We start from the raw sequence: 24,231 nt of genomic DNA on the forward strand, positions 1-24,231 counted from the left end.
TATGAAAAAAATCGGCCTAATCGGCGGGATGAGTTTTGAGTCTACGATAACGTATTACGAGCAAATAAATCGCAAAATAAACGAGCGTCTAGGCGGGCTAAACAGCGCGGAGATACTGCTAAGCAGCGTAAATTTCGAGGAGATCGAGGCCTGCCAGCGCGAAAACAGATGGGAGGACGCGGGCGAAATTTTGGCGCGTCACGCGAGGATTTTGCAAGGCGGCGGGGCTGATTTTATCTTCATCTGCACAAACACGATGCACAGGTGCTTTGACGCCGTGCAAAGCACCGTTGGCGTACCTGTGGCGCATATCGCGGATGCCACGCTAAAAGCGCTAAAAAACGCCGGCGTCGCCAAAGTGGGGTTGCTTGGAACCGTTTATACGATGACGCATGATTTTTACAAAAGCCGGTTGATAGAGGGCGGCGCGGAGGTGCTTTTGCCAAGCGCGGTGGATATGGCGGAAGTAAATCGTGTCATCTTTGAGGAGCTTTGCTACGGCAAAATTGCGCCTAGCTCAAAGGCGAATTTCTTGCGCATCATCGAGGATTTTAGGTCGCGCGGCGCGCAAGGAGCGATACTTTGCTGCACCGAGATAGGCATGCTGGTATCGCAGGCGGATACGGATATGCGACTTTTTGATACGACGCAGATACACATTGACGCGGCAGTTGAGGCGGCGCTGTCGATGCTTAATCAAAACGGTCGCTAGACGAAGGAAATGACTTAGCCGAGCGGTAAGCAAGGTCGTTTAATAAGATCCACTAATTTTAGTTGCTTGCTAAAAATTTTACCGCTTCATAAGCGTTTTGAAAGATTAAATCCGAATGCTCTTTTAGGCTTTGCGTATCCGCGTATCCGCAAGTTAGGCCGATACCCTTGATGCCGGCGTTCTTTGCCGCCATTAGATCCATTTGCATATCGCCTATCATAAATGCGTTTCGCTTATCTTTTCCAAGTTTTGCGAGAGCTAAATTTACGGGCTCTGCGTTAGGTTTTGGATTTAGCACGTCGTCGCGACCTACCACCGCTTTTATAAAATTTAAGACCCCTAAATTTTTAAGCAAGATCTCCGAAAATTTCGACGTTTTCGTAGTAACTACGCCGACGTCGACAATACTAGACGCCAAACCTACGGCGTCTTTTGCAAACGGCAAACTCGAAGCCGAAGGGGAGTTTGTGCGCGGCAGGCTCATCCGCGCCAAAAAATACGACGAAGCGGGTAAGCTAATCAGCGATAAGTCGTGTAAAAACGGACTCCCGAGGGAGTAAATACTAAAATAACTTGCTACTGGCATCATTTGAATTTTTATCAAACCAAATATTTGCATCTTTTATATTTTGAATATTTTAATTAGCTTTAAATCACACTACAATAGTCGCACTTAATATTAAAATTTTATATTTATCTTTTGCATCTTAGTCATAAAAGCAGCAATCTCATTTACAAAATCATCAAAAAAGCATTAAAACCACTGGGCGAAGATAGTTTTATAAAGCTTATGATAGACAAACACTGGATAGAAAGCGATGTAAGAGAAAATAAAGCTGGTGGAGCATTTTTTGTAAGTTTGCCAAAATTTAAGCAACCAAGAATTTTTACCACATACATGAATACTCTTTCGCACTTAATCCAGCAAGCTCATGAGCTTGGGCATGCTTGGCACTACTACTTGATGCGTGATCTTCCGGTTTTAAGCGCAAATTTTCCAATGAGCTTAGCCGAGAGCGCGAGTACATTTAATGAGACTCTTTTACGAAATGAGCTAAAAAAAGATGACTCACTTAGGATAGAAATTTTATGGCAGGAGCTAAAAAGCGCTGCAAATTTTTTACTTCATATAAGCGTTAGATATGAGTTTGAAACTAGCTTTATAAAACTGCGACAAAAAGGTCAAGTCAGCAAAAAAGATGCAAGCGATCTTTTAAAACAAGCTTGGGATAAATTTTATAAAGACAGCACAAGCGATGTTGAAGAATTTTTGCCATATTTTAAGCCACATTTTTATAAAACAGATAACTATATCTACAACTATCCTTATAGTGTCGGTTATCTACTATCACAATTTTTTCTAAGTGAGTTTAAAAAAGATGAAGCAAAATTTTGCAAAATTTATAAACAATTTTTAATAGAGTGCGGAACAAAAAGCGTGGAAGAGCTAATGAAAAAACACTTTAAAAAAGATACGACAAAGTGCGAATTTTGGCTGATTGGCATAGATGAAGCGCTAAAAAATTTAGATGAGTTTAAAAAGGTAGTGGCTGTATAAATTTACTAGTTATCTTAAACGTTTTATTTTTTTTCGAGAAATTTTATAAATTTTTGATGGAGTATCTTCAAAAAAATGATCATCTACTATTTCATCAGCCACGCTCATAGCCCAAGCTTCGTTAAAATTTTGTCCATTTTTGTTTGCACTGCTTGAATAAAGCCAGTCAAATTTAGCTAAAAATTTTTCGTGCTCACACTCTTTTACGACTCTAATAGCCTTTAAATTTGGATACAAAAATGTGGCTTTTCTTGAACGGCGTATAAAATTTTTATACTTTTTTGGCACTCTAACAAGCTCATTTAAAACGCTAAATTTTGCTGTCGTGATAAGGCAAGGCTTATTTTCATCACGCATTTTGGCCTTATTTATCTCTTTATAATCTTTACTCAAAAAGCCAGCTGTCGTATCGGTTTGTGCTAGAAATATCATAATTTTTCTCTTTTTGATAGTGAAAATATACAAGAGATTATTAGAGCAAATCCTAAAAAATCCCAAAATACAAATTTTGTCCCAAGCCAAAAGTAGCCAAAAAATGCTGCGCTTAGCGGTTCTATACAGGCTAATAAACTAGCTTTTGCTGCGCCTATGAGCTTAACACCTATCATATAAAAGCTAAATGCAAAAATGGTGCCAAGCGTAATAACAGCAATAAATGCAAGCCATTGATTTATCCCGTTAAGCCCAGCAAAATCCCAAACTCTCATATAGCAAGCAAGCACTACCCCACCAATAACCATGCCCCAGCCAAGTGTGAGAGTGACTGAATATTTCGCATTTAGCCTTGCTGGAGCAAGGTTATAAATACAAACGCAAATGGCACTAACAAAACACCAGAACAAGGCCTTTGGCGAGATAACTAGCGCTGAGACTTGAGCGTGCGTAGCTAGAAAAAATACGCCAAGCATGGCTAAAAATAGAGCTAAAATTTCAAGTTTTCTTGGGGCGCATTTTTCTTTTATGCAAATGACCATTAAAATTAAAGCAGGAGCAGTGTATTGAATAACAGTCGCTACTGCGGCATTTGAAAGCTCAATGGAGTAAAAGTAGGCATACTGCGTCATCATAAGCCCAAGCAAGGCATAGACTAAAAACTCGCCAAGGAGCTTTATATCTTTAATCGGAGCAAAAACGACACTTGGTTCTTTAAAAGCATAAAAAATCACAATAACAATGCCAGCTAGCATCAGTCTATATGGCACCAAAAAATCAGAACTTATACCAAGTGAAAATAGATACTGCCCACAAACCCCACTAAATCCCCAAAGGATACCGCCAACTAAAGTAAGAAGTATCCCAAGACGATGAGTATTCATTAAATTTACTTATCTTTATGAAGCTGTGCATCTTTGCCGTAATACGGCGAATATGGTCCATAAAGTATGCAGTTATGGCAATCTCTTGAAAATAAATAAGCATCTGCCATCACTGCTAGATCATACGATCTATCTGAGATGGTATTTGCCACTTGTGAAATGACGGCTGAGACTAACATGCCAAGTAGGCTACTTTGACCGCTGCTGCTATCTTCTGCTGCCATAGCACTACCTTGCCAAAGAGTAATGCCGCTTTTTATATCGATAAGCTTTGCTTCAAGGACGACCTTTGTTGAGCTTGAGATGACTGCATAGCTCGTACCATAATCTTTTATGTTTATGTAGAGCACACTATCAGCATGGAAAATTTTATCAAGCTTATTTAGTGGCACGGCTGCGATTTCACTTGGCTCGGTTATGCCATTTAGCTTAAAGGTATCATTTACAAGAGCCACTGGAAATACGTAGTATCCTGCCTCACTTAGTGGCGCGACTGCATTTGCTAAAACAGCTGCTGGACCTGAAATTTCTGTACTATCATTTGTTGGCATAAGCACTAAGATAGAGTGAGGTCTTTTTTGTAAAAATTCTGAGTAGTCATATGGCTCAGGCTCTTTTATAGAGCAGCCCGTAAAAAATACTACCAAAAATGCAAAGGCTATAAATTTAAGGCTATTTTTCATTATTTGCTCCCTCTTTTTGCTCTACTTTTTTTGGAGTTAAATTTTTAGAGCCTTTAATAAAATTTATATACTCCCTTGACTCTGGGAAATTCTCTACTTCTTTGTCAAAATTTGCATTTGCAGCGCCTAGATTTCCGTTGTTTAAGTATAAAAGTCCAAGGTGTGCATATACGCCAGGAGCGATCTTATAGCCCTTTTGTGTTGATATCTGCACCAGATTTTCTAAGCGTGAAATTTGCTCGTTTGTATCACCCTCTTCATTTAGATAGTTATATAGCGAGCTACTATATGATCCGTCCCAATAATAAAGTGATCTTGGGCCGTTTGAATGGCCGCAACCTGCTAAAAATAGTGCAAAAAGCGCAAGGCTGGCAAGTTTTATTTTACTTGCCATGCTCCACTTTCTATGCCATTTACTAGATTATTTACCGCTTCAATAATAGCTAGACTTAAAACCTTGCCATTTAGCGTAGAGTCGTATCCTGCTGTGCCACCAAAACCGATGATCTCTCTGTTTGAAAGGGTGTATTCGCCAGCACCGCTAACCGAATAGATAACCTCAGCTGTTTTGGTATCAACGATATTTAAATTTACCTTTGAATAGGCAGTTTGTTGCTTGCCTTTGCCAAGTATGCCAAATAGCTGATGATCGCCTGTTGTCTTGCGACCAAACTCTGTCACATCACCAGTGATCACGTATCGTGAACCTTTTAAATTTTGAGCCTCTTTGCTTAGCTCGCTCTCTTGTTTTATGACTTTCATATTTGATCTATCAAGAACTAAAAATCTGCCACTTTGCTGTAAATTTGTGATCAAAATGCTTTGAGCTTGGTTGCCAAGCCTATCCTCGCCATCAGCAAATACACCATTTTGGTAAGCTGATTGATTATTAAATCGACCTATCGAAACTGAAATTTTTTGGCCATTGTAAACTGTGCCGTAGCTTGCTACTTTTGGAGTTTCAACAACCCTTGAGCTCTCACTCGCACATCCAGCAAAAAGAGCTGCTGTAAGCAAAACTGTACCAAATTTAAATATATTTTTCATTTTTATCCTTTGCGACAAAATCGCTTGTATATTACTAAATTTCTTTTTAAATAGCTTTAAATTTCATCCATGTACCTTTTAGATATCTAATTGTAAAAAGCACCGCCTTTACAGCCCAGTCAGCAAACATTGCAAACCAAGTACCTATCATACCAAGATCAAATGTGAGTGCAAAGATATAGGCCAAGATGACTCTACAAGCAAACATACAAACTAAATTTACAATCATCGGATATTTAGCGTCCCCAGCAGCACGAAAAACGGTTGGATATGTGTAGGCAAGTGGCCAAACAAGACACATAGCGATACCGTGATACCAGACGATCTGCCTTGTTAAATTTATGGCTTCGCTTGAGAGATTATAAACAAGAAGCAATGGCTCAAGTAAAAGCAAAATCACAGCTGTGCTAAAAAGCTGCACGATATAGATACTTATCATCGACTTTCTTACGTAAAATTTAGCCTGATTAAAGTCGTTTGCGCCAACACACCTTGAGATAACCACACTAAGCCCTGTTCCTATCGCCATACCAGGAAGTACTTGAAACATCACGATCGTCCCTCCCACGGCATTTGCAGCGATACTTGCCGTACCAAAGAGAGAAACTAAGCTTAAAACAATAATGCGCCCCACGTAAAACATCGAATTTTCAAAGCCATAAGGCACTCCGATATTTAAAATCTTCTTGATGATCTCGTAGTCAAATTTATAGACAAAGCTCTTTCTTATGTGAAGTTTTAGCCTTATATCAAGAAGCAAATAGACTATGACAAAGCAAGCGAGCATCTTGGCTATAAGCGTACTTATGGCGATACCTAAAATGCCTGTATGAAATGTGTAGATACTAATGGCAGTGAGCAATACATTTAATAAATTTGCAGCCGCCATAATATACATAGGAAGCTTGGCATTTGACATTGTGCGAAAGATCGCCGCAGCTGCAGCATAGACAGCCAGAAATGGCGCGGAAAAGGCCGATAAAACAAGATATTGGCTAGCATCATGCCTTACTTGCTCGCCAATATCGCCAAAGACATAATCTAGGATAATATCTTTTAAAACTATGATGACTGCTGCAATAAAAAGGGCAAAGATAAAACTAAACCAAACGAGCTGATTTGCTGTGATTTTGGCATTGCCACTTTGTTTATTGCCAAGATACTGGCTAGCAACCACTGAGCCGCCAGTAGCGATAGCAGTAAATATGCTAATAAATAGCGCCATGACAAATTCCACAAGACTAATCGCACTTACAGCGCTTTCACTAACACTTGCTGCCATTAGCGAGTTTGCAAGCCCTAGGCTATACTCTAAAAACTGCTCAACCGCAATAGGGAAAAATAGCTTTGTAAGATCGGCATTTGAGAAAATTTTTGTATTTTGATCTTTGATTTTGTTTACCATGCTTCCCCTAAGATAAACTTAAAAATTTTAATAGATTTAAGCCAAGATCTGCTTTTTTGCAAATCCTGACTTAAAAATTTTAGTGTCTTGAAAGATAATTTGTATCGTAGTTATTGCTTAAAAAGTCTTTGTTTTCCATCATAGTGATGTGAAAATCTTTTGTTGTTTTTATGCCATTTATTATGAGTTGATCAAGAGCTACTTTCATCTTGTGGATTGCTCTGTTTCTATCAGTGTCCCAAACTACCAGTTTACCGATCATACTATCGTAATACGGCGGTATAGAGTAGTCTTGATAGATATGACTATCCATTCTCACGTTGCGGCCACCTGGGCAGACATATTTTGTGATCTTTCCAGGACACGGCGTAAATGTATTTGGATCTTCAGCTGTTATCCTGCACTCAATTGCATGACCTTTTAGCTCGATGCTCTCTTGTGATGGTAGTGCCTCGCCTTCAGCCACTTTTATCATAAGCTCGATGATATCAAGTCCGCTTACCATTTCACTCACTGTGTGCTCAACTTGAAGTCTTGTATTCATCTCGATGAAGTAAAAGTCCAAATTTTTATCAACCAAAAACTCAAACGTACCAGCTCCCTCGTAACCAATCGCTTTTGCCGCTTTTATGGCTGTTTCGTGAAGTCTCTCTCTTGTCTTTTCATCAAGCAAAATAGCTGGGCTTTCTTCGATCAGCTTTTGGTGGCGACGCTGCATAGAGCAGTCACGCTCGCCGATGTGAAGTACATTGCCATGGCTATCGCCAATTACTTGAACTTCGATGTGGCGTGGGTTTAGGATATATTTTTCCATATACATTGTGCCATCGCCAAATGCACTCATCGCCTCGCTCTCAGCAGACCAAAATGCTTTTTCTAAATCCTCTTCACGCTCAACCACGCGCATACCACGTCCGCCACCACCTGCAGCAGCCTTTAATATGACTGGATAGCCTATCTTTTTAGCTAGCTCTTTTGCTGCTTTTGTGTCAGCCACGGCGCCGTCTGAGCCAGGGATGACTGGTACGCCAGCTCTTTGCATGACTTGCTTTGCCTTACTTTTATCGCTCATCAAAGCCATCGCAGCGACACTTGGTCCTATAAATTTGATCTTGTGATGTGAGCAAATTTCAACAAAATTTTGATTTTCACTTAAAAAGCCATAACCAGGAAAAATAGCGTCTGCTTCGCTGATCTCAGCTGCACTTATGATAGCTGGGATATTTAGGTAGCTATCACTTGAGCGCTCTTTACCGATGCAAATGGCTACGTCGGCATATTTTACGTAAAGTGCGTCTTTATCAGCGGTTGAATAGACTACAACGGCTTCTTTACCCATCTCCTTTATCGTTCGCAAAGCACGAAGAGCGATTTCGCCTCGGTTTGCGATTAAAATTCTTTTTAATTCCATTAATTTTTCTCCACGCCAAATAACGGTAATCCAAACTCAACTGGCTGTCCGTCAGAAACTAGCATCTCAGTGATCTGGCAGTCAAACTCAGCCTCGATCTCGTTCATGATCTTCATAGCCTCGATAATACCGACTACATCGCCCTTTCTTACCCTTTGACCTACTTTTACGAATGGAGCCGCACCTGGGCTTGGAGCAGCGTAAAAAGTGCCTACCATAGGAGATTTTATACTATCTTTTGGCGTATTTGATGCTGGTTTTACCTCTGAGCTAACGACTACATTTACAGGTGTTGGTGCTGGAGCTGGTGCTTGTGCTGCTGGTTTAGCAGGCGCGCAATAATCTGAAAATTTTTCAAGCTCTACCTCAAAATCACCACTTTTTATCTTGATATGGTTCATCTCCATATCATTAAAAAATTCGATAAGCTCTTTTATATCTTCTTTTTTCATAGAAATTTCTCCTAAATTTTTATATAAGCGTCTAATTGTAGCGAAAATTAGATAAAAAATTTTTTTATGAAGCAAAAACGAGAATTCAAAGCTACTCTTTTTTGCTAAGTTATTTTTCAGTAATAATTATCTTAATGCCTTTAGTATCAACTAAATTTTCATCGATGATGATCTCATCTATCTTTGCTACCCTTATCACGCCACTTTTTGGATTTTTTATGCTTTTTATCGCTCCGCTTGTGCTTACATCGACACTTGAATACTCAAACGCAAGACTCGTATCCATAAAAATGCAATCTTTTACGACCAAATTTTCCACGTAACAAAGTGCTTGCAAGCTCTTTATCGTGCAGTTTATGAGCGTCACATTTTTTGAGTTCCAAGCCAGATATTCGCCTGAGATTAGACAGTTTTGTGCGGTCACGTTTTCGCAGTTCCAAAATGCATCTTTTGAGATGAGTTTTGAGCTTGCGATGCGGACATTTTTACAACTATCAAAGCAGTAGTTGCCATCAAGATTTAGCCCTTCTATCTCTAAATTTTCGCTATTTGCTCCAAAATAATCACCTCTTGCAAATACGTTTTTTATCTTCACATCCGCGCATCCCCAAAGTGTTTCACTAGCATCTGAAAAATTTACATTTTCTAGTGAAATTTGCGAGCTTTTTCTAAAGCTTTTTGGAGCGTTGATGAGCGCGTCTTTGAAGCTTAAATTTGTGCTGTACCACATACCAGCCCTTGCTAGAGGCTCCAAGTATCCGCCATTTAGCGTGACATCGCTTGCGTACCAAAGTGGATATTTGTAGGCAAAAACGCACTCATTTAGCTTTAAATTTGAGCTGTGTTTTAGCGGCGACTCGCCATCTTCAAAGATACAGTTTGTAAAATTTACACTTTTTGCCCCAAACATCGCACGCTCGCCAGTAAAAATTTCTGCATTTTTCTCTTGCATTTTTGTCCTTTATTAATTTTTGCTGTTAAAATTATACTAATTTTCATCTAATTTATTCGCTTTACTAAATTTACTTTAAAGACGCAAAGCGTTATAATCGCCCAAAAAAGGAGCAAAAATGGGTTTAAAGTCAGACTCTTGGATAAGAAAAATGTCGGTTGAGAAAAATATGATCGTACCGTTTGCCGAGGAGCAAGTCGGACGCGGCGTGGTGAGCTACGGAGTGTCTAGCTACGGCTACGATATCCGCGTTGGTGATGAGTTTAAAATTTTTACAAACATCGGCGGAACCGTAGTCGATCCGAAAAATTTCGACGAAAAAAACGTGGTCGATTTTAAGGGCGACGTCTGCATCGTACCGCCAAATTCTTTTGCTCTAGCGCGCACTATCGAGTACTTTAACATGCCTGATAACGTGCTAGCGATCTGCCTTGGCAAAAGCACCTACGCAAGGTGCGGCATCATCGTAAACGTCACACCTTTTGAGCCTGGATTTAAGGGGCACATCACGATAGAAATTTCAAACACGACGCCACTTCCTGCAAAAATTTATGCGAACGAAGGCATCGCGCAGGTGCTATTTATCGAGGGTGATGAGCCTTGCGAAGTGACGTATGCTGACAAAAACGGCAAATACCAAGCTCAAGAAGGCATCACACTGCCAAGAATTTTGAAGTAGTTTTTATGCCTTTGCGACCTTGCAAAGGCTAAATTTAAACGCTGCTTTTACAATTTCCTCTAAACATTAATTAAAATTTGACGAAATAGAATCTAGAAAAATAAAAAAATTTTTAATAAATTTTAAAAATTTGGCATAGCTTTTGCTTAAATTTTTATAAAATACAATTTAGATTTAGCTATTTATACCCCAAAAATAGTTAGTAAAGGGCGCAATAATGTTTAATGATAAATCAATACTAATCACCGGCGGAACAGGAAGTTTTGGTAAAAAATACACCGAAATTTTGTTAAAAAAATACAATCCAAGAAGGCTAGTTATCTACTCACGCGACGAGCTAAAGCAATACGAAATGGCTCAAGTCTTTAAAGATAAAGCGATGCGTTTTTTCATCGGCGATGTGAGGGACTATAAGCGCTTAAGAACCGCGATGAATGGCATAGACTACGTCATCCACGCAGCTGCGATGAAACATGTGCCAATCGCAGAATACAACCCAATGGAGTGCATCAAAACAAACATTGACGGCGCTCAAAACGTCATCGACGCCTCTTTGGAGTGTGGCGTTAGCAAGGTGATCGCTCTCTCAACCGACAAAGCTTGCAACCCTGTAAATTTGTATGGAGCTACAAAGCTAGCCAGTGACAAGCTCTTTGTTGCTGCAAATAACATCGTTGGAGACAAAAAAACAAGATTTAGTGTCGTAAGATATGGAAATGTCGTTGGTTCTCGTGGTTCAGTCGTGCCGCTCTTTAAAAAGCTGATCGCACAAGGAGAAAAAGAGCTTCCTATCACGCATGAGAAGATGACTAGGTTTTGGATCACGCTTGAACAAGGCGTAAATTTCGTCCTTAAAAACTTTGAGAGGATGAAAGGCGGCGAAATTTTCATACCAAAGATCCCATCAATGACGATGATAGATCTTGCAAAAGCCATTGCGCCAGAGCTTGGCGTAAAGATCATAGGCATTCGTCCAGGTGAGAAGATGCATGAGATGATGATCTCAAGAGATGATGCACATCTTACATACGAATTTGATGACTACTACGTTATTAGTCCATCTATTCAGTTTTTAACAGCGCAGGACTTCTCGACAAATGCTCTTCATCAAAAGGGTAAACCAGTGAGCGAAGACTTTGAATATAGCTCAAATACAAATAAAATTTGGCTCGATAGAGCAGGTCTTCTTGAGATGATAGGAGATGCTAAATGATCCCTTACAGCCGTCAGCAGATCACAGAAGAGGACATAAAGGCGGTCACGGATGCCTTAAAAGACGACATCTTAACAGGTGGCCAAAAGGTCAGTAAATTTGAAGATGAGCTGGCAAAGTATGTTGGCGTAAAGCACGTGATCGCTATGAACTCAGCCACTTCGGCCCTTCACGTAGCCTATCTTAGCCTGGGCGTAAAGGCTGGCGATGAAGTGATCACGACGCCTATCACCTTTGCGGCCACTGCAAATGCGGCTTTGATGGCAGGAGCGCAGGTCAAATTTTGCGACGTAAAAGCAAATGGCAACATCGATGAAGAGAGAATTCCAGCTCTTATCACACCAAAGACAAAGGTGATAACTGCGGTTGATTACGGTGGCAATCCAGTGGAGCTAGATAAGATCATAAATTTAGCCAAAAAACACGGCATAAAAGTGATAGACGACGCCTCCCATGCCCTTGGTAGCGTGCAAAACGGCGTAAAAGTGGGCGTTAAGGCTGATATTAGCATATTTAGCTTTCATCCTGTAAAGCCTATCACTACGCTTGAGGGCGGCGCGCTTGCTACAAACGACGATGAGCTCGCAAGACTTGCAAGACTTTATAGAAGCCACGGCATCACTAAAACAAAGCTTTGGGATAGCGACATGAGCCTGCTTGGATACAACTACAGGATCACAGATGTAGCTTGTGCTTTGGGACTTAGCCAGCTAAAAAGACTGGACGACTTTATCGCTAAAAGAAATGAGATAACTAAATTTTATGATGAGAAATTTAGTGGGTATGAATATTTTAAAACCATAAAGATCCCAGAAAATACAACTAGCTCAAGGCACCTATATCCAGTGCTTTTGGATGAGAAATTTTGGGATAAAAAAGAGCAAATTTTTGAAGCACTTTTACAAAAAGGTGTTGGCGTGCAGGTGCACTATAAGCCAACATATAAATTTAGCTTTTATAAAGCACTTCTTGGCGAAATTTCACTGCCAAATGCGGAAAAATTTTATAGCGCCGAGCTTAGCATCCCATGCCATCACGGAATGAGCATGGATGATGCTAAATTTGTCGCAAGTACGCTTTTTGACGTGCTAAAAAGCTTTAGTGAGCAAAAATGATCTGTATAATACCAGCAAGAGGCGGCAGTAAGAGAATACCTGGCAAAAATATAAAAGACTTTTTAGGCAAGCCCTTAATCGCATATAGCATCGAGGCTGCACTAAATTCTAAAGTTTTTAGCGAAGTGATCGTAAGCACTGATGATGAAATGATCGCAAATGTGGCTAGAGAATTTGGAGCTAGTGTGCCATTTTTTAGGGAGGCGAGCTTAAGCGATGACTACGCGACAAGTACTGACGTGATAAAAGACGCGATAAGACGCGTAAAATCTAGCTTTAGTGACGTCTGCTGCCTTTATGCCACAGCACCGCTTATAACGGCTGAAATTTTAAAAGGGGCCACAGACGAGTTCAAAAAACACGAGTGTAAATTTTTATTTTCAGCGACTGCGTTTGACTTTCCTATACAAAGGGCGATAAAGCTTGATGAAAACGCTAGAGTTAGTATGTTTTATCCGCAGTTTGAAAAGACACGCTCGCAAGATCTTGAGCCTGCATTTCATGATGCTGGGGCATTTTACTTTGGTAAAAAAGAGGCTTGGCTAGAGTGCAGTGCTTTGTTCGCGCCACACTCAAAGGCATATTTATTGCCAAGAAATTTAGTCTGTGACATCGATACGCTAGAGGATTTTGAGTTTGCTAAAAAGCTTTATTTGATAAATAATGGAAAGATTTGATTGAAAGAATTTAAAGGACTCTCGCACCTAAAAACGCTCGTGCGCGCTGATAGTAGTAGCAAGATAGGGCATGGGCACATCAAGCGAGACCTTTTGCTTGCTAAAAAATTTAACAACATCTCATTTGCGTCTTTGAGGCTAGATGGTGACATTTTTGATGAGATAAACTACCCTAAATTTACTCTAGCAAGTGGCGAGATAGATGAGCTTTGCGAGCTTATAAAAGATAATAAATTTGAACTTCTCATCATCGATCACTACGGCTTTAGCTTTGAAGACGAAAGGGCTGTAAAAGAAAAAACTGGCGTTAAAATTTTATCATTTGACGATACTTATGAAAAACATTATTCAGACTATATTTTAAATGTAAATTTATATGCGCAAAAGGCAAGATATGAGAGGCTGGTAGAAAAAAACTGTGAGGTATTTTGCGGAAGCGAGTTTTTGCTAGTTAGAGATGAGTTTTATGAAGAAGCGCAGGTAAAAAGGGAGAAAATTTATGACTACGCTATCATTCTTGGAGGCACTGATATTTCAGGGCTAAGTGCAAAAATTTCAGAAAAACTACTCTTAAAAGGGCTAAAAACAGCCGTCATAACAACTAGCGGAAATAAAAACTTAAGCGCACTAAAAGAGCTATCAAGTAAGAGTGAAAATTTTAGCCTTTTTGTAGATAGTAAAAACGTAGCAAGGCTGATGAATGAGGCCAAAATGCTCATCATAACAGCAAGCTCGCTTGTAAATGAGGCTTACGTTTTGGGAGCTAAATTTAAAGCCATTTGCGTAGCGGATAATCAAAAAGATATCTTTGCTTGGCTAAAAGAAAATGGATATGAAGCTTACTGGGGAGATGAAATTTGCTCGAGCTTATAAATTTTACCTCGCTTAGTGACGAGCAAAAGCTGATGGTTTTAAAGTGGCGAAACGACGAGCGCATAGCTAAATTTATGAAAAATAAAAGCGTTGGCAAAGCGGAGCATTTTGCTTTTTTAGAGAGATTAAAGAGCATTAAAGATAAGATCTATTTTCTAGTAAAGGACGAAAGCGAATTTATAGGAGTGATAAGCTTTGTTGATATCACAAAGCAAAGCTGCGAATTTGGCGTTTACAAAAACCCAGAGCTAAAAGGAGTGGGTAAAAAGTTGCTTGATCTCATAAAAGAGTACGCTTTTTTTACATTAAAAGTTGGCTTGCTAAAGGCAAAAGCTTATAATAACAACGAAAAAGCGCTCGCACTTTATGAAAATTTTGGCTTTAAGATTTATGCAAAAGATGGTGAATTTAGCTATCTTGAGCTTAAAAATAAAACGGACTAACGGATGAAAATAGGAAATTTTGATACAGACAAAGAGGTCTTTATAATAGCAGAGCTCTCCGCTAATCACAGCGGTAGCCTAAAAACGGCGATAGACACGATAAAGGCGGCTAAGCGCGCTGGAGCTGACGCGATAAAGCTTCAGACATATACACCTGATAGTTTGACTCTAAATTCGCGCCTAGACGACTTCGTCATAAAAGGTGGACTTTGGGATGGAAGAAATTTATACGAGCTTTACCAAGAGGCGCTAACGCCAAAAGAGTGGCACGCCGAGCTTTTTAAAGTAGCAAAAGAAGAAGGACTTGCCTGCTTTTCAAGTCCATTTTGCAAGGATGATGCCAACTTTTTAGAGCAGTTTAACCCACCAGCTTATAAGATCGCAAGCTTTGAGGTAACGGATTATGATTTTGTAGAATTTGTAGCCAAAAAAGGCAAGCCCATCATCATCTCAACTGGCATAGCCTATGAAGAAGAGATAAGAGATGTGGTGCAAATTTGTAAAAATGCAGGTAATAGCGATATTGCCCTTTTAAAATGCACTTCAAGCTACCCAGCACCGCTAAATGGTATGAATTTGCAAACGATAGCTGATATGAGAAAGAAATTTGGCGTAGAGGTCGGCTTTTCAGATCATACATTAGGCGTGACAGCTCCAGTTGTTGCGATTAGTTTGGGTGCTAGGATAATTGAAAAGCATTTTATACTTGATAAAAGCGTAAAGAGCGTTGATAGCGCATTTAGTCTTGATGAGAGCGAATTTGCTCTTATGACAAAGTGTGTCAGAGAGGCTGAGGAGCTTTTGGGCAAGGCAACCTACGAGCTAGACGAAAAAGCGGTTTTAAACAGGAGATTTTCACGTTCACTTTATGCGAGTGCAGATATAAAAAAAGGTGAAATTTTTAGCGAGCAAAATATAAGGAGCGTGCGTCCGGGGTACGGCCTGCACCCTAAATTTTTAAAAGAGCTGATCGGCAAAAAAGCAAAAAGAGATATAAAATTTAGCGAGAGATTAACAAAGGAGGATTTGATATGAACAATAAAAACGATAAGGCATCCAATAAAAAGGCAAAACTATCTAAAGATAATGTATCAAATATCCAAAATCCTATCTTTCAAAAAAACCTTCAAGCACTATTTCAACAAGATGAAATTCTAGCAGCAAGGCTTTGGTCTATTGCTGGAAATGAAGACTATGAAATTTTTATAGGAAAAGATCCGATTGATATAAATTTAATAAACAAGCATACTTTTAAATATATCTATGAAAATCCTGGAGCAGACATTTTAAAGCTGCTTGAAGATATAGAAAGTGACTATAAACGTTATCCGATACTATTTTTTTATGGACTGGGCAATGGCGTACTCTATAAAGCATTAGCAAAAAATGAAACGCATCAAAAAATCGTAGTCATAGAGCCAGAGATCGAGATCATATATCTTGTTTTAAATGTTATTGATCTATCAAGCGAACTAGAAAGTGGACAGATAATACTTTTTTATTCAAAATTTGCTAGCTATACACATTTTTATTATTTGGTTACGGAAGCGAAACTAAACTCATATGCAAAAACCTATGATAATCTTATGATCCATATGCCCTTTTATGATCAGTTTGAAGAGGACTACATAAGAATAAACAAAGAGATTACAAGAGCATTTTCTCAAATAGTAGTTGCTCACGGCAATAGCATAGACGATCTTTTATTAGGCACAAGACAAAATTGCGAAAATTTAGTGCCTATGATTAGCAATTATTGCTACACAAGTCTTATTAAAAAAAGATATGGTCTTATGGATACAGCTATAATTGTATCAACTGGTCCAAGCCTAGATAAACAGCTTAATACGCTTAAAAAATTTGCTCCATATGTTACCATTATAAGCGTTGATGCCTCTTATCCAATCCTTGCAAGGCATGATATCAAGCCTGATTATGTAATGTCGATTGAAAGAATAGAACCAACTTCTAGTTTTTTTGAGAAAAAGCATCCAAATATTGATGATAATATACACTTTGTTGTTGCCTCGGTTACACACAAGCAAACCATTAAAAATATTTTGCCAAGAAAACTAGTGCTGACCATGAGACCTCAACAAGAGGAGTATATGTTTGGTCTAAAAAGATATGGATATTTGGGCGTAGGACATAGTTGTGCAAACATGGCCTACCAGCTAGCCTATGTCTTAGGACATAAAAATATCGTTTTCATAGGACAGGATCTAGCATTTGGTAAAGATGGGGCGAGCCATGCAAAAGGTCACGCCTTTGCGCAAGCGGATGAAAATATATTTGTTAAAGCTTATGGCGGAGAGGGAGAGGTTAAAACAACATATGTTTGGACTCTATTTAAAAACCAGTTTGAAAATGATATCGCCCAATCAAGCCTAGAGAATATAAAATCATATAACTGTACCGAAGGTGGTGCCAGGATAGAGGGAACTATAGAAAAGCCGTTTTTGGAAGTAATTCATGAGCTTTGCAAAGGCAAAGAGATAAAAAAACTGCCCAATATCAAAAAAGATAGTGAAACAACAGTCAATAAAAATCTTTTAAAAGCCTATAAAGTTATACTGGCAAAAATAAAAGCTCAAAGTGAAGTCAAACACCAGATAGAAAAAGTCTTTTTAGAAGTAGTGCCTAGTATAGATAAGTTACTTAAGCTTAACAAAGAAAACAAAATAGCAAAAAAGCACTTTAGCGAACTTCTTAAAATAACAAAAAAAATAGATAAGCTAAAAGATGTAATTGCAAAACGTAATTACCAAAAATATGTAGATAATATATTGCAAATTTCAGTCTACTATCAAGAACTTGAGCTTGCAAAAATTTCTGTAGCGCCAAGTGACACAACCATCCAAAAGACTAACAAACTTCTTATGTGGGTAAATATGCACAAATACTGGATGTTCTCCGCAGCTGGCGGCCTAAATGCTGATATTGAAGTTACTAAAAAAGCTTCAAAAACTCTTGTTGCTGAGCTTAAAAAAAGAAAACTAATAACTAAAAATGAGATAGGAAAAGCAAAAGAAAATTTTATACTGAGTATATAAACTAATTTGTAAGTAGAATTATTTTACTTACAGTCTTTTTATTTGGCTTACTAGTTTTAGTAAGCCTCTGTCACGATTATAAATTTATAACACAACCCATTATTAAACCACTAGAGCAAAGACAAAATAGATACATTACTATTTATTTTTAGTAGATAAAGCCCCAAAGTTAAACTCTGGGGCGTGGGTTTGCGTATTGTAAAAGCATTAACACTCTTAAGGCTTTGTTACTGCGACAAAGCCTCTATCTAAAACCTTAATGAAACTATTGTAGAAGCTTCATTACGTTTTGTTGTACGCTATTTGCTTGACTCATAGCATAAGCACCTGATTGAGCCAGGATGTTATGTTTTGAGAAGTTAGCAGACTCGCTAGCAAAATCAACATCTCTAATTTGAGATTCTGCTGATTTTACGTTAACTTGAGTTACAGTTATGTTATTAACTGTAGCTTGAAGTTGGTTTTGAACTGAACCAAGGTCTGAACGAACTTGATCAAGTGTTTTTTGAGCAGACTCAGCGATACTCATAACAGCCATCGCACCGCGAAGTGTCATAACACCAGCAGACTGAGCTACTGATAAAGCTCCACTCATTCTTTGGAAGCCCATAGCTGTTGCTAGGGTTTTATCTATTTGACCTCTTATATCTCTTAGTGATACTGATTGTTGAGCACCACCATTAGCAGAGAATGCTAGAGATAGTTTAGCAACACCACCAGCATTTAGCTTGATATCTCTACCGTCAAGACGAACTAGGTTTAGTCTACCTACAAATCCAGTTAAAGATGTACCTTTAGCAGCTGCACCTTTACCGCCAAGACCCTTTGAGATGTCTTTACCAGAAGCTACGATAGCACGGCCATCACGGCTTGTTAGTACCATTTTACCTGTTTCAGCATCAACAGAAGCTTCAACACCAGTTTGGTCTTTTACAGAGTTGATAGCATTTACAAGTGCACCGTTTGCATCATTTGCTTTAACCTCTAGATCACCAATTTTAACACCGTTGATTGTTAAAGACTGAATTAAACCACCGCCAATAGCAGCGCTTGCTTTCCAAGTAACGTCAGCTGTAGCTCTAACACCAGTTTTATCAGCAACTTTGTTGATATTCTCAGCTAGAGCACCAAGGCCTTTACCGATACCTGTTGAGATAGTAGCGCCTGTAACACCTACATCGTTTACACCATCAACGTTTAAGAATTTAAGGTTTACTTCACCCATAGCTGTAAGTAGTCTTGAACTCTCAAAACGTGTAAGACCAATCTTATCAGACGTAGTCGCACCAATACTTGCTTTAACAGTTTGGTTTGAGTAAGCACCTATTTGGAATTCTTTATTAGAGAATGTTCCGTTTAGTAGTTGCTGACCGTTAAATGAAGTAGTGTTACCGATATTGTCAAGCTCTTCCATTAGACGAACGATATCAGCTTGCAATGCTTGGCGTGATTGAGTTGTTTGGCCGTCTTGAGCTGATTGAGTAGCTTTTGTCTTGATAGTATCAAGAATTTTTAGCTGCTCGTCCATAGCTTTATCGGCAACTTGAATGATACCAATAGCATCATTACCGTTTGCAATAGCTTGACCTAAAGCTGAAGCTTGACTTCTTAAGCTATCTGCGATAGATAGACCTGAAGCATCGTCTGCAGCTGTTTGAATCCTAAGACCTGAGCTAAGTTTGTTAAGTGACTTAGATAGGTCAGTGTTGTTGCTAACTGCGTTAGCGTGCGTGTTAAGTGCGTTTACGTTTGTGTTAATACGAAAACTCATTGTAAATCCTTTTAATTTTTTAGTTACGACTTCTTGTCGCACAAAAACTATATCGTGAAATTTTCTAAAAACTTTATAGGCATGAATGAAAAAATTTTTAAAATAATGAAGACGGATTTGATTTTTTATGACTTGATACTTTAAAAATTATTTTTGCTACAATTACGCCAAAAAAATTAAAGGCTATATATAAATGAAAAGCTTAATCATCGTAGAATCCCCCGCAAAAGCAAAGACGATAAAGAATTTCCTAGACAAAAATTACAACGTCATCGCCTCAAAAGGTCACATCAGAGACCTGCCAAAAACAAGCTTTGGCATCAAGATAGAGGATGATAAATTTACCCCAGAGTATCGCGTCAGCAGTGATCACTCCGCTATTGTAAAAGAGATAAAAGAACTCGCCAAAGCTGCAGATGAAATTTATCTCGCGACCGATGAGGATAGAGAGGGTGAGGCGATCGCGTTTCATATCGCAAACGCCATCGGCAAAGAGCCAACCAGTCTACCTCGCATCGTCTTTCACGAGATCACCAAAAGCGCCATACAAAACGCTCTAAAAAGCCCAAGACGCGTCGATATGAATAGCGTCAATGCCCAGCAAACAAGGCGATTGCTTGACCGCATCGTTGGCTACAAGCTAAGTCCGCTTTTAAATTTAAAGATACAAAAAGGCTTAAGTGCTGGCAGGGTACAAAGTGCGGCACTAAAGATAATAGTTGACCGCGAGCGTGAAATCCAGGCATTTAAGCCAGTTGAATACTACACCATTGACACCGTTTTCAAAAAAGATCTAGACGCTGAGCTAGTTAAATTTGAAAACCAAAAGATCGAAAAGCTCACTATCCAAAATCCGGACCGCGCGAAATACATCATCGAAAATTTACAAAATGAGAAATTTAGCGTCCGAGAGATCGAGAGCAAAGATAGAAAGATCCAGCCAAGCCCGCCATTTATGACCTCAACTCTTCAGCAAAGTGCGAGCAACCGCCTTGGCTTTAGCCCTAAAAAAACCATGATGATCGCGCAAAGCCTCTATGAGGGTGTGCAAACAAACGAGGGCTTCATGGGTGCGATCACATATATGAGAACGGATAGCTTAAATTTAGCCAAAGAGGCTGTCGCGGCCGCTAGAGAGCATATATTGCAAAACTACGGCAAAGAGTATCTGCCAGCCAAAGCGATAAGCTACACGACAAGCTCAAAAGGCGCGCAAGAAGCCCACGAAGCGATTCGCCCTACAAATTTAAACTTCACACCGCAAATTGCGGCTAAATTTTTAGAAAAAGATGCGCTCAAACTATACACGCTCATCTACAATAGATTTTTGGCCTGCCAAATGAGCGCATGTGTGAGCCAAACGCAAAATGTCTATGTCGCAAGTGAGAAAGGCGAGTTTAAGATAAGCGGTAGAAAGGTGCTATTTGACGGCTTTTATAAGGTTTATGGCGAGCTTGATAAGGATAAAATTTTGCCAAATTTAAAAAAGGGCGACGAGATGAGCTTGCAAAGCATAAAAAGCACGCAAAATTTCACCGAGCCACCAGCCAGATACTCAGAAGCTGGACTTGTTAAGAAGTTAGAGAGTCTAGGCATCGGCCGCCCAAGTACCTACGCACCGACTATTACACTGCTAACTTCAAGAGACTACGTGAGAGTCGAGAAAAAGCAGCTCATACCAAACGAGATCGCATTTAGCATGATAGGCGTTTTAGAGGAGCACTTTAGCAATATCGTTGATAGCGAATTTACCTCACATCTTGAAGAAAAGCTCGATGAAATCGCACTTGACAAGGCCGACTGGCAAAAGGTGTTAAGCGACTTTTACTATCCATTTATGGAAAAAATTAGCGCTGGCAAAACTGGCATAAAAAGCCTAAAAACAGCCACTCCGATCGGCGAGAAGTGCCCAGAGTGCGGAAGTGAGCTAGTGCTTAGAAAGGGCAGATACGGTGAGTTTATCGCTTGTTCAAATTTCCCAAAATGCAAATACTCAAGAAACGTCGCAAAAGATAATGAAAAGAGCACAGAAACTGACACTGCAACGGCTGCTAAGCCAAAACGTGAGCTTAAAAAGCTTGATGTGCCATGTCCAAAATGTGGCGGCGAGATCGTCGAGAGATTTAGCAGGCGCGGTAAATTTTATGGATGTGCCAACTATCCAAAATGCGACTTCGTCTCAAACTACGAGCCAGTTGAGCAAAAATGCGACGAATGTGGCGGCGATATGATCAAAAAAGAGCTTAAAAAAGGCACATTTATAGAGTGCACAAAGTGCAAGAAAAAGACGCTTATTTCTGAAAACTAAAAACTTTTAGCCAAATTTGAGTCCTTGAGCCTAAATTTGGCTTTTATAAATTTGGAATTTAAATGCCTGGCACCACCGCTAAGCTTAGCCAGCATAAAGGGCAAAAACCTCGTCACCAACTACACTCAGTTAGAGGGTAGCTCCACATCGTAGCACTCACTTTTTGGACTTTTTGGCGAGCTTAGCGCTTTGCTAAATTTAAAAAACTGGTCTTTTAAGAGAGAGCGGAAATTTATAAGAGAAAGTAATGTCATAAGATTTAAGCTTTTCGCATAGTTTTTAATAAGTTTATATCGTGGAGCAATTTTAAAATTTCACTCACTTGCAAGAATTGACTGCTAAAATTTAGCTTCACTTACCGCTTAACTCAAATTTTAAAGCCAAAATTACTCGTTCTTTAAATTTTAAAATTTATCTGACACTTGCCATATATACGAACGCATGCAGTGCAAAGTGCTATCACATGCACTTCTAACATGCGAAGGACCTAGATGATTTAAAGGGGGATAAGAGGACGGCTCTTTGCTTCGCTAGCTCGCAGCTGCAAGCAGACCGTAACTCAAGCCCCCTTGTCCCCTTTGAATAAAAATAAATTTATACATTTCATCAAACTATTTTTGTAAATTCATAAACCGCCCTACTTAAATTTTAAACCTACCAAAGCTATAATACGCCCCAAAAAGGATGAAAAATGAAAACAATTATGCTCTGTGCGATATGCTCAGTCACTCAAGGAAACTGCGCTGAGGACTGCGCTTACTGCACACAAAGTGCCAAAGCTGGTGCCGATATCTCAAAATTTAAAGAAAAAAGCGTGCAGCAGGTGGTTGACGAGGCCAAAATGGCTTATAAAAACCACGCTCTTGGCTTTTGTTTGGTCACAAGCGGCGCTAGACTAAATGACAAAAAGACCGACTATATCGCATCTTTAGCAAGAGCCGTGAGCAAAGAAGTGCCAAATTTGATGCTCATCGCATGTAACGGCATGGCAACTTACGAGCAGCTTAGTGAGCTTAAAAAAGCTGGCGTTTTTAGTTACAACCACAACCTTGAAACAAGCCGAGAATTTTTCCCAAAAATTTGTAAAACACACACTTGGGACGAGAGATATCAGACAAATTTAGATGCAAAAAGAGTAGGTCTTATGCTTTGCACTGGTGGTATTTACGGCGTTGGCGAGAGTGAGGCTGATAGAGTGAGCTTTAGAGCTAGCCTAAAAGAGCTTGAGCCATTTTCCTCGCCGATAAATTTTTTCATTAAAAATGAAGCATTGAGTCTTGATCTGCCTCCTCTTAGTGCGGATGAAGCCCTAAGAATAGTGCGTGAGACCAAAAGAGATCTACCAGAAACTAGGGTCATGATAGCTGGCGGTAGGGAGAAAATTTTAGGCGATAGACAATACGAGATCTTTGAAAATGGCGCCGATGCGATCGTCATTGGCGACTATCTCACCGCAAAAGGTGAGAAAGCTAGCAAGGATATTGAGGAGCTTACAAAGCGCGGTTTTAGCTTCGCAAGTATCTGTCATTAATGCTTGCAAATTTACTTTTTGCAGGGCTTGGAGGCTTTATCGGAGCTGGGTGCAGGTTCTTAGCTGGCGAGCTACTAAAATTTAGCCACTTTCCGCTAATCACACTTGGCGTAAATGTGCTTGGCAGCTTCATTATCGGCATTTTGTTTTGTCTAAATTTAAGCCAAAGCGTGAGGGTGTTCTTGGCCATTGGCATACTTGGTGGCTTTACAACATTTTCAAGCTTTAGCCTTGATAGTGTGAAATTTTTACTAGAAGGCGAGCTGGTAAAAGGCTTTTTAAATATATTCTTAAACCTTATCCTTTGCCTGCTTGCAAGCTATCTTGGCATTTTACTTGGTAAGAATTTATGAATTTAAGTAAAACTGTTTGCAAAATTAAAATTCACTAGAGTTTATAGCCGCATGCAATATGTAGCGCCGTCACATGCGCCTCTCTACATAGCTTCTACCTTTGGCATCTGCAGCATAAAATTTCTAGCTTCGCTTAAAAGCACCGGCTTAAGCGCATATGATGATGTTTGTCGGTCGTAAATTCTCTCATACGAAAGCATCAAAACTCCATCTTTTCTAAGCAAAAAGTGGATTATTTCTATATTTTTGCTCTTAGTTTCATCTTTTATGAGGGCTAAAATTTGATCATTTTCTTCACTAAAAAGCACGTTTTTATCTTGCTTAAGAGCTATTTTTAGCTCTTCTAGCTCACTTTTTGTCTTGACATCTTTGTCAAACTTTACCTTAAAAGCGGCAAAGTGCTCATCCATGTTTTCATTTTTTAAAAAGTAAAAACTCTCATTTTTAACCACTTGTTTTTTATAAAATGTGCTGCCATCAAATCTAAAACTCTCAACTAAATTTAGCTCATCTGCCAAAGAAAAGAGACCAAAAAACAGCAAAACAAAAAGGCTAAATTTACGCATATAATTTCACTCCAAATTTCTAAAAATAGCCGCCATTTTGCCCAAATTTTGCTTAGCTTAATCAAAAAATAACAAAGCTTTTTATACAATCAGGCATTTTTATTTTAAGGATC

Annotated in this window: 25 protein-coding genes; 13 read left to right on the forward strand and 12 right to left on the reverse strand. The window is 39.2% G+C overall.

The window, feature by feature from the left end:
- The first annotated feature begins 1 nt into the window (after position 1).
- Positions 2–712 (forward strand): aspartate/glutamate racemase family protein, encoded by a 711-nt coding sequence (locus B9N62_RS02295; RefSeq protein ID WP_087584190.1) that lies wholly within the window; start codon positions 2–4, stop codon positions 710–712.
- 58 nt (positions 713–770) lie between these two features.
- Here the strand turns inward: B9N62_RS02295 and B9N62_RS02300 are convergent, their stop codons facing one another.
- Entirely contained in the window at positions 771–1,196 is a 426-nt protein-coding gene (locus B9N62_RS02300; RefSeq protein ID WP_307772219.1) for an HAD family hydrolase, read from the reverse strand.
- Positions 1,197–1,502: 306 nt separating this feature from the next.
- Between B9N62_RS02300 and B9N62_RS02305 the strand changes: the two genes are divergently transcribed.
- The gene (locus B9N62_RS02305) at positions 1,503–2,270 is read left to right on the forward strand and encodes a M3 family metallopeptidase (protein ID WP_087584248.1); all 768 of its coding nucleotides are present in this window, start codon (positions 1,503–1,505) and stop codon (positions 2,268–2,270) included.
- Between the two features lie 9 nt (positions 2,271–2,279).
- Here the strand turns inward: B9N62_RS02305 and B9N62_RS02310 are convergent, their stop codons facing one another.
- The 9 genes from B9N62_RS02310 to B9N62_RS02350 all read right to left on the reverse strand — a co-directional run bounded on the left by B9N62_RS02310 (position 2,280) and on the right by B9N62_RS02350 (position 9,536).
- The gene (locus B9N62_RS02310; RefSeq protein ID WP_087584192.1) at positions 2,280–2,702 is read right to left on the reverse strand and encodes a Sua5 YciO YrdC YwlC family protein; all 423 of its coding nucleotides are present in this window, start codon (positions 2,700–2,702) and stop codon (positions 2,280–2,282) included.
- Positions 2,699–3,586, reverse strand: a complete 888-nt coding sequence (locus B9N62_RS02315; protein WP_087584193.1) for a DMT family transporter — start codon at positions 3,584–3,586, stop codon at positions 2,699–2,701. Before B9N62_RS02315 ends, B9N62_RS02310 begins: the two co-directional genes overlap by 4 nt.
- A gap of 5 nt (positions 3,587–3,591) precedes the next feature.
- Positions 3,592–4,269, reverse strand: coding sequence for a DUF799 domain-containing protein (locus B9N62_RS02320; protein ID WP_087584194.1), 678 nt, complete (start codon positions 4,267–4,269; stop codon positions 3,592–3,594).
- A complete protein-coding gene (locus B9N62_RS02325) occupies positions 4,259–4,663 on the reverse strand; it encodes a DUF4810 domain-containing protein (RefSeq protein ID WP_087584195.1) in 405 nt (134 codons plus the stop codon). Before B9N62_RS02325 ends, B9N62_RS02320 begins: the two co-directional genes overlap by 11 nt.
- On the reverse strand, positions 4,648–5,316 hold the full coding sequence (locus B9N62_RS02330; protein ID WP_087584196.1) for a CsgG/HfaB family protein: 669 nt from the start codon (positions 5,314–5,316) through the stop codon (positions 4,648–4,650). Before B9N62_RS02330 ends, B9N62_RS02325 begins: the two co-directional genes overlap by 16 nt.
- A 46-nt stretch (positions 5,317–5,362) precedes the next feature.
- Positions 5,363–6,721 carry an MATE family efflux transporter gene (locus B9N62_RS02335; protein ID WP_087584197.1) on the reverse strand — a complete coding sequence of 453 codons (1,359 nt, stop codon included), beginning with the start codon at positions 6,719–6,721 and terminating at the stop codon, positions 5,363–5,365.
- A gap of 79 nt (positions 6,722–6,800) precedes the next feature.
- A complete protein-coding gene (locus B9N62_RS02340; RefSeq protein ID WP_087584198.1) occupies positions 6,801–8,132 on the reverse strand; it encodes an acetyl-CoA carboxylase biotin carboxylase subunit in 1,332 nt (443 codons plus the stop codon).
- Positions 8,132–8,584 (reverse strand): acetyl-CoA carboxylase biotin carboxyl carrier protein, encoded by a 453-nt coding sequence (accB, locus tag B9N62_RS02345; RefSeq protein WP_087584199.1) that lies wholly within the window; start codon positions 8,582–8,584, stop codon positions 8,132–8,134. Before accB ends, B9N62_RS02340 begins: the two co-directional genes overlap by 1 nt.
- Before the next feature lie 109 nt (positions 8,585–8,693).
- Entirely contained in the window at positions 8,694–9,536 is an 843-nt protein-coding gene (locus B9N62_RS02350; RefSeq protein ID WP_087584200.1) for a DUF3737 family protein, read from the reverse strand.
- Positions 9,537–9,654: 118 nt separating this feature from the next.
- On the opposite strand from B9N62_RS02350, the gene dcd reads away from it, so the two are divergent.
- The 8 genes from dcd to B9N62_RS02390 all read left to right on the forward strand — a co-directional run bounded on the left by dcd (position 9,655) and on the right by B9N62_RS02390 (position 17,589).
- Complete coding sequence (gene dcd, locus B9N62_RS02355; protein ID WP_021091674.1) at positions 9,655–10,215, forward strand: dCTP deaminase; 561 nt, start codon at positions 9,655–9,657, stop codon at positions 10,213–10,215.
- A 217-nt stretch (positions 10,216–10,432) separates the two neighbouring features.
- A complete protein-coding gene (gene pseB, locus B9N62_RS02360) occupies positions 10,433–11,428 on the forward strand; it encodes a UDP-N-acetylglucosamine 4,6-dehydratase (inverting) (protein WP_087584201.1) in 996 nt (331 codons plus the stop codon).
- Positions 11,425–12,543 (forward strand): UDP-4-amino-4,6-dideoxy-N-acetyl-beta-L-altrosamine transaminase, encoded by a 1,119-nt coding sequence (gene pseC, locus B9N62_RS02365; RefSeq protein ID WP_087584202.1) that lies wholly within the window; start codon positions 11,425–11,427, stop codon positions 12,541–12,543. Before pseB ends, pseC begins: the two co-directional genes overlap by 4 nt.
- On the forward strand, positions 12,540–13,220 hold the full coding sequence (gene pseF, locus B9N62_RS02370; RefSeq protein ID WP_087584203.1) for a pseudaminic acid cytidylyltransferase: 681 nt from the start codon (positions 12,540–12,542) through the stop codon (positions 13,218–13,220). Before pseC ends, pseF begins: the two co-directional genes overlap by 4 nt.
- Positions 13,221–14,093, forward strand: coding sequence for a UDP-2,4-diacetamido-2,4,6-trideoxy-beta-L-altropyranose hydrolase (gene pseG, locus B9N62_RS02375; RefSeq protein WP_087584204.1), 873 nt, complete (start codon positions 13,221–13,223; stop codon positions 14,091–14,093).
- On the forward strand, positions 14,078–14,536 hold the full coding sequence (gene pseH, locus B9N62_RS02380; RefSeq protein ID WP_087584205.1) for a UDP-4-amino-4,6-dideoxy-N-acetyl-beta-L-altrosamine N-acetyltransferase: 459 nt from the start codon (positions 14,078–14,080) through the stop codon (positions 14,534–14,536). The genes pseG and pseH overlap by 16 nt, the downstream gene beginning before the upstream one ends.
- A gap of 3 nt (positions 14,537–14,539) precedes the next feature.
- Positions 14,540–15,571, forward strand: coding sequence for a pseudaminic acid synthase (gene pseI, locus B9N62_RS02385; protein WP_087584206.1), 1,032 nt, complete (start codon positions 14,540–14,542; stop codon positions 15,569–15,571).
- Entirely contained in the window at positions 15,568–17,589 is a 2,022-nt protein-coding gene (locus B9N62_RS02390) for a motility associated factor glycosyltransferase family protein (RefSeq protein WP_087584207.1), read from the forward strand. The genes pseI and B9N62_RS02390 overlap by 4 nt, the downstream gene beginning before the upstream one ends.
- A 265-nt stretch (positions 17,590–17,854) precedes the next feature.
- Here B9N62_RS02390 and B9N62_RS02395 read toward each other — a convergent pair whose 3' ends face one another.
- A complete protein-coding gene (locus B9N62_RS02395; protein WP_087584208.1) occupies positions 17,855–19,360 on the reverse strand; it encodes a flagellin B in 1,506 nt (501 codons plus the stop codon).
- Between the two features lie 193 nt (positions 19,361–19,553).
- On the opposite strand from B9N62_RS02395, the gene topA reads away from it, so the two are divergent.
- The 3 genes from topA to crcB all read left to right on the forward strand — a co-directional run bounded on the left by topA (position 19,554) and on the right by crcB (position 23,552).
- Positions 19,554–21,668, forward strand: coding sequence for a type I DNA topoisomerase (gene topA / locus B9N62_RS02400; protein ID WP_087584209.1), 2,115 nt, complete (start codon positions 19,554–19,556; stop codon positions 21,666–21,668).
- Between the two features lie 691 nt (positions 21,669–22,359).
- Positions 22,360–23,199 carry a biotin synthase gene (locus tag B9N62_RS02405; protein WP_087584210.1) on the forward strand — a complete coding sequence of 280 codons (840 nt, stop codon included), beginning with the start codon at positions 22,360–22,362 and terminating at the stop codon, positions 23,197–23,199.
- Positions 23,199–23,552 carry a fluoride efflux transporter CrcB gene (crcB, locus tag B9N62_RS02410; protein ID WP_087584211.1) on the forward strand — a complete coding sequence of 118 codons (354 nt, stop codon included), beginning with the start codon at positions 23,199–23,201 and terminating at the stop codon, positions 23,550–23,552. The genes B9N62_RS02405 and crcB overlap by 1 nt, the downstream gene beginning before the upstream one ends.
- Before the next feature lie 83 nt (positions 23,553–23,635).
- Here crcB and B9N62_RS02415 read toward each other — a convergent pair whose 3' ends face one another.
- Positions 23,636–24,118, reverse strand: a complete 483-nt coding sequence (locus B9N62_RS02415; protein ID WP_087584212.1) for a hypothetical protein — start codon at positions 24,116–24,118, stop codon at positions 23,636–23,638.
- Positions 24,119–24,231 lie beyond the last annotated feature (113 nt).

Source organism: Campylobacter concisus (assembly GCF_002165785.1).
GTDB lineage: Bacteria > Campylobacterota > Campylobacteria > Campylobacterales > Campylobacteraceae > Campylobacter_A > Campylobacter_A concisus_W.